Origin of the sequence: Achromobacter sp. UBA5777 (assembly GCF_002418565.1) — a bacterium.
Classification (GTDB): domain Bacteria; phylum Pseudomonadota; class Gammaproteobacteria; order Burkholderiales; family Burkholderiaceae_B; genus Achromobacter; species Achromobacter animicus.
In genome coordinates this window covers 1-6,000 of sequence record NZ_DIEJ01000053.1, presented here as the reverse complement: position 1 = coordinate 6,000, position 6,000 = coordinate 1, and the positions used below count along the sequence as shown (strand labels likewise).

At 64.5% G+C, this 6,000-nt stretch carries 4 protein-coding genes and 1 tRNA gene; 1 reads left to right on the top strand and 4 read right to left on the bottom strand.

The features are described 5' to 3' along the window. On the bottom strand, positions 1 to 1,455 hold a 1,455-nt coding region (rluB, locus tag B3446_RS03665), incomplete at its 3' end, for a 23S rRNA pseudouridine(2605) synthase RluB (RefSeq protein ID WP_291377346.1). A 35-nt stretch (positions 1,456 to 1,490) separates the two neighbouring features. Then, on the bottom strand, positions 1,491 to 2,807 hold the full coding sequence (gene scpB, locus B3446_RS03660) for an SMC-Scp complex subunit ScpB (RefSeq protein WP_291377345.1): 1,317 nt from the start codon (positions 2,805 to 2,807) through the stop codon (positions 1,491 to 1,493). A 63-nt stretch (positions 2,808 to 2,870) separates the two neighbouring features. Between scpB and B3446_RS03655 the strand changes: the two genes are divergently transcribed. Beyond that, positions 2,871 to 2,947, top strand: a tRNA-Met gene (locus tag B3446_RS03655). 795 nt (positions 2,948 to 3,742) lie between these two features. Here B3446_RS03655 and B3446_RS03650 read toward each other — a convergent pair. Together B3446_RS03650 and B3446_RS03645 are read right to left on the bottom strand one after the other, a co-directional pair. Continuing rightward, on the bottom strand, positions 3,743 to 4,648 hold the full coding sequence (locus B3446_RS03650; protein ID WP_175124693.1) for a LysR family transcriptional regulator: 906 nt from the start codon (positions 4,646 to 4,648) through the stop codon (positions 3,743 to 3,745). Positions 4,649 to 4,749: 101 nt separating this feature from the next. Next, complete coding sequence (locus B3446_RS03645; RefSeq protein ID WP_291377344.1) at positions 4,750 to 5,799, bottom strand: CobW family GTP-binding protein; 1,050 nt, start codon at positions 5,797 to 5,799, stop codon at positions 4,750 to 4,752. Positions 5,800 to 6,000 lie beyond the last annotated feature (201 nt).

Sequence of the window (6,000 nt, the reverse complement as noted above, 5' to 3'; positions counted from 1 at the left end):
CGCGGCGTTCGCTGCGGCGCGAGGGCCGCGTGCGTTGCCGCCCGCGCGCCCACCCGGCTTGCCGCCGGTCTTGCCGCCCTGCTTGCCACCGGACTTGCCGGCGCCCGCAGAGCGCGGACCCGATTTGCTCTTGCGATTGCCCAGGCCAGGTTCGCCCGAGAGCGGATGGCCGTTGGCGTAACCACCAGCGATCATGAGGCCGGTGCCGAAAGGATCTGAAGGACACGCCGCAGCCTGCCCTGCACTGCCCAGACCGCCGCCCTGCAACTTGCCACGGCGGCCGATGCGGGCGCCGTTCATGCCGTTGCGGTCGAGCGTGCCGAATCCGGGAGGCAAGGCGCTATCGTGCGATTGCGGCTGCTTGGAGCGGCGACGGTTGCCCGACGAATCGTCGTCTTCGCGCAACAGTCCCAACTGGACCATCAGCGCGGTCACCAGCGAAGCGTCCAGTTCGTCCCAGCGGCCACGGCGCAGCGTGCGCGGCAGCACGACATCGCCGAAGCGCGTGCGGATCAGGCGGCTGACGGTGACGCCGACCGCTTCAAACATGCGGCGGACCTCGCGGTTGCGGCCTTCCTGCAGCGTGACGCGGTACCAGCGGTTGCTGCCGTCGCCACCCAGGTAGTCCAGCGCGCCGAAAGCGGCCAAGCCGTCTTCGAGTTCGATGCCGTCGACCAGCGACTGGCGCTGCGCCTCGTCCATTTCACCCAGGACACGAACGGCGTACTCGCGTTCCGTGCCATAGCGGGGGTGCATGATCCGGTTGGCCATGTCGCCCGACGTCGTGAAAATCAGCAGGCCTTCGGTGTTCAGGTCAAGGCGGCCCACCGAGAGCCACTTGCCGGTGCGCAGCTTGGGCAGCCGGGCAAAGACGCTGGCGCGGCCACCGGGGTCGTCGTGGCTGACGATCTCGCCGGCGGGCTTGTGATACAGGATCACGCGCGGCGGCTTTTTCGTGTTGGTGCGCATGATGGGCTTGCCATTGACACGCACCTGATCGTTGGGACCCACGCGCTGGCCAATATGCGCCGGCTCGCCGTTGACGGACACCCGGCCCGCGACGATCAGCTCTTCCATTTCACGGCGCGACCCGATGCCGGCGTCGGCCAGCACCTTGTGCAGCTTGGGCATGACCGCTTCGCTGTTCAGGTACTTGCCCAGACGCTGCTCCATGCGGTCAGCCGTATCCAGGTAGGACAGCGCCTGCTCGGCTTCCTGCTCGCCACCCCGGGAGTCCGCGGACTCGACCGGTGCGGCAGGCGCAGCAGCCTGCCCTTCGGCGGCGGGCGCCTGTTCGGCGGCAGCGTCGCCACGGCGGCGGCGGAACGGGGTCCTCAGCTTGCGGCCGCGGCTGCGGGCGCCGGCTTCGCCTTCAGCGGCCGGTTCGCGCGCGGCGGAGGATTCCGGCTGCGCGCCGGCAGCGGCGTCATCCGAACGGGGGGTGTCGTCCTGCATTGCTGTATTCGTTGTCACTGGGACAGCTCCGAATTTCAAACTTGGGTAGGCCTGCCGGGAGCAGGCTCGTCATCATCTGGGGACGCCGAATCCGGTTCAGACCCGGACCGGTCGGGGTCCGCCTGTTCCGAGGCCGCGCCGGCAGCATCGGGTTCGGGCTGAACGGCCTCGTCAAGACCATGAACGGGCTCACGCCTGGCGTCGCCAGGGGCCACGGCATCGGTCTTGTCAGTCGGGTCAGTCGGTTCCGCGTGTTTTGCGTTCTCGACTCTTTCCTTTGCAGCACCGGCCTCGGAGGCATCGGCGGCCATATCGGAAATGTCGTTGCCAGCTCTGTCGTCGGGAAGATCGGACGAGAGCGGCGTATTGGACAAGCCTTCGGCTTGCTCCCGGACGGTGGATTCGTCGGCGGGATCCGCGCCTTCTTCTGTGCGCGAAAGCTGGGATTCTACGCTATCGATGGCCGCTATGGGGACATCGTCTTCCGAAACAGACAATTCCGCAACGGGGAGAATCTCAGAGGATTCGGCATCAGGATTGGCGGCGGGCGGATTTTCGTCCTCTTGCGAGGCGTGCTGCGGTGCGTCCACGCCCTCTTGGACCAGGCCGCCCTCTTCAACAGCGGGCGCCTGCGCCTCATCTTGCGTCAGCGGGGCGTCCTGGCCAACCTCACCGTCGGCCGATTCCGGCACTGCGTCCGCGACGCCTTCTTCTTCGGCCGACTCCGGCGCTGCGTCTGCACCATCTTCGCCCTCGGCCGGTTCCGGCGCTTCGCCGAGCACCTGCTGCACTTCGCCCAGATCCAGCCCGGCCAGCGCGGCGGCTGCGTGGGCAGTTTCCAGCGGCGGCAGCTCGTCCAGCGCGCGCAGGCCCAGATCGTCGAGGAACTGGCGCGTGGTGCCGAACAGCGCGGGACGCCCCGGCGCGTCGCGATGGCCAATGACTTCGATCCAGCCGCGGTCTTCCAGGGCTTTCACGATCTGCGACGAAACGGTCACGCCCCGGATATCCTCAATGTCGCCGCGCGTCACCGGCTGGCGCCAGGCCACGATGGCAAGCGTTTCCATCACGGCGCGCGAGTACTTGGGCGGCTTTTCGGGGCTGAGGCGCTCCAGGTAGCGCTGCATGCTGGGGCGGCTCTGGAAACGCCAGCCGGAGGCGAGCTGTACAAGCTCCAGCCCGCCGTCGGCCCAGTTACCTTGCAAGGTCTCCAGAAGCCGGCGCACCGTGCTGCTGTCGAATTGTTCATCATCCCCGAACAGCTTGCGCATATCGGAAATCTGCATCGGCTGAACCGCGCACAGCAGCGCGGTTTCCAGCACGAGTATTGCCTCGCTATCGTTCATCGACATCCAAATTCAAAAATGGGCTAACTTGCGCTTGGTTGGAAATAAGGTTAATATTCTTTTCTCAGACGCGGGGTGGAGCAGTCTGGCAGCTCGTCGGGCTCATAACCCGAAGGTCGTAGGTTCAAATCCTGCCCCCGCAACCAATTTGATGAAGGCCTGGCATTCGCCGGGCCTTTTTCATTTGCGGCGCCAGATTCAAAATAAATAATCGAGCGATCGTCGCGGCGATTCGAGCCCGCACCGCAATTCAAATCCGCACCGCGATTCAAGCCCGCACCGTAGGTCAAACCAACGCTGTGATTCGTTTCGATGCCACCGACAGTGGTGCCGCGGAATCCAAATTCAGGCGTCTCGGCGCGGCTGTCCACCGATCTTCCAACGCGACGCTCGCCCGCAAATGACCGAGCCGCCACAAAAGCGGCGACGCAACAGTCGATGTTGGCTTGCGAAATTGTCACTGGGTTCCTGTTTACCGCCACGCCCACACCTCATGGCGCTGCCTGGCGCGAAAACCAACGCGCCGGCGCCCGTAAGGCGGAATGCCTGCCGCGGCTGCGCGGCTGCGGCAAAACGTCTGAGCAAATTCTGGAAAAGCTGGCGCCAGCAACACTGACGCCTATCGCAATATGGCCGCGGAACGCGCCGGTACCTCCGGCACCCACCCTTTCCGCGAAAATTGATAGCAAAGACTAGAACCGACGGGCATAGGCCACTGCCGTGCGGCCGAAACGCCGCTGCCAGACCGGCTCGCCCCCTTGCGCAAACCGAGCGGGGCTCTGGATTGCGCCGGCCTGCCACCAGGCCGGAACCATTGTTAGGTATTTTCTGGGTCAAATGCCGGCAAATTATACCGCCATCTATGCAGGCCTCAAGCTGCGGCGTACCCGTTATCGGCGCGCCAACCCGCCGCGCCAGCCTAGCCCTCACCCGCCCGCCAATCAGCCCGCCGGCTTGTCCCACGGCGCCGACCCCAGCCGCTCGGCTAGATAATCCATCATCGAACGCAAAATCAGGGGCATCTGCCGGCGCGAGGCGTACACCCCATAAATGCCGAGTTCCTGGGGTTTGCATTGGGGCAGGATGACCTGCAGCTTGCCCGACGCGATGTATTCGGCCGCATAGTACGTGGGCAGCATCGCGATGCCCGCCCCTTCCACGGCGGCACTGCACAACACCGAGACTTCGTTGGCACTGATGCTTCCACCCACGGGCACGTCGACCGGCTCGCCATCGCGCTCGAAACGCCACAGGCTCTTGCCGAAATACGAATGGGTCAGGCAGTTGCGCAACGACAGATCCTCGACGCGCGCAGGCACGCCTTCGCGCGCGAGATATTCCGGAGACGCGCAGACCACCGATCGGCACACCGCCAACTTGCGCGCAATCAGATTGGGATCCAGATCATTGGTGATGCGCACCGCGAGGTCGACACGCTCCTCCACCAGATTGACCGCGCGCTCGACCAGCATCAGGTCCACGGACGTTCCGGGGTGGCGTTTGACGTAGTCGGTGACGGCCGGCGCCAGATGGCGGGCGCCAAACGACATGCTTGTCGTAATGCGCAGCAGACCGCGCGGCGTATCCTCGGGTGTCGCGACGGCGCTGTGCAGATCGCCGACCATATCGAGCATCTGGCGGCAGCGCGGCAGGGTTTCGGCGCCGGCCGGCGTAAGGCTCAGGCGCCGCGTCGTGCGATGCAGCAGGCGCACCCCAACCCATTGCTCCATCTCGGCCAGGTATCGCGACACCATGGCGCGAGACATGTCCAGATGCACGGCGGCCGCCGACAGGCTGCCCCGATCGGCAACCTCAACGAACACCTGCATGGCTTTCAGTCGATCCATCATTGTCTCGGCAAGTGCATCAGACCGTACCGGTTATACCGTATTTCCGTGCAGCATCCGCAACGGAATATCGATCAATGAAACGGGGTCCTTCGGCGCGCTCACGCGGACGGCTGGCCCAATGCGTGACGCACAGCGGCAGCCACTTCCGGCACGGCCAAGCCGCGGACAATGAACACCAGCCGCGAGGCGCGCACATCATCCGGCCAGTCGCTCAAGGACTGCAACGGATACAACTCGCCATGCACGCCATGCACTTCACACGGGCTTGATTCACCAGCGAAACACACAATGCCTTTCATCCGGAGCACGCCCTGCCCATAGCGCTCCTGGATACGCGCGATGCCTGCCAGAAACGCCGCTCGACTCAGCGGCGTTTCCAGCATGAGCGAAAAACTGCTTACGTCCGCATGCTGTACAGCGGCCGACGACGAGAATGCACCAAGCCACTTTGCCGTGACCTTCCCATCGCGACGAGCAAGCAGGTCCGGCCCTTGGAGCAAGCCATCGGCCAACGGGGCATCCGGACATTGCACGTAGCGCCGCGCGCCAGGATTGATGGCCTCAATCGCCAGTTCGACTTCGTGCAGTTGCGCCGCATCGACAAGATCGGATTTGCTGATTACGACGGTATCAGCAAGCGCAAGCTGCCGGGCCACCTCGGGCTGCGCGCGCAGCTGTTCCGCGCCGTGCGCAGCCGACACCACCACGATTGCGCCGCGATACGCGTAGCGCTCGGCCAGAAAGCGTTCGTGCTTCAGTGTGAAGAGGATGGGCGCCGGATCGGCAAGACCGCTGGTCTCGATGACGACATGCCGGAACGGCTTGATCTTGCGCGCGAGCGCCTGCATGAAGAGATCACGCAAGGTGTCGACCACCGAACCGCTGACCACGCAGCACAGGCACCCGCCCTCGACCAGCACGACCTTGTCCGGCGCCAGACGCACCAGATGATGGTCCACGCCGATATCGCCATATTCATTGACGATGACCACCGCGTCGGCATACTCAGGCGCTTGCAGCAGCCGGTTCAGGAGCGACGTCTTGCCGCTGCCCAGAAAGCCCGAGATGACGGTGACGCCGATGCGCTTGTCTTGCACCGACCGGTCGCCTTGCCCGCCTTGATCGCGGCCGCGCTTGTCGTCATTCATGCCGATCGCCTTATTTGTCGATGCGCACTTGGTAAATACCCACGCAGTGGACATGCATGTACACATACGCGAACACCACCGCAAAAACCAAAAGGGCCACTCACTTGCGTGAGCGGCCCAAAATTCTTTTGGCTCCCCGAGCTGGGCTCGAACCAGCGACCTGCGGATTAACAGTCCGTCGCTCTACCGACTGAGCTATCG

Excerpts from the sequence above, each read along its gene's own strand:
- B3446_RS03645 (WP_291377344.1), bottom strand. The coding sequence starts at position 5,799 with ATGAATGACGACAAGCGCGGCCGCGATCAAGGCGGGCAAGGCGACCGG.
- B3446_RS03650 (WP_175124693.1), bottom strand. The coding sequence starts at position 4,648 with ATGGATCGACTGAAAGCCATGCAGGTGTTCGTTGAGGTTGCCGATCGG.
- scpB (WP_291377345.1), bottom strand. The coding sequence starts at position 2,807 with ATGTCGATGAACGATAGCGAGGCAATACTCGTGCTGGAAACCGCGCTG.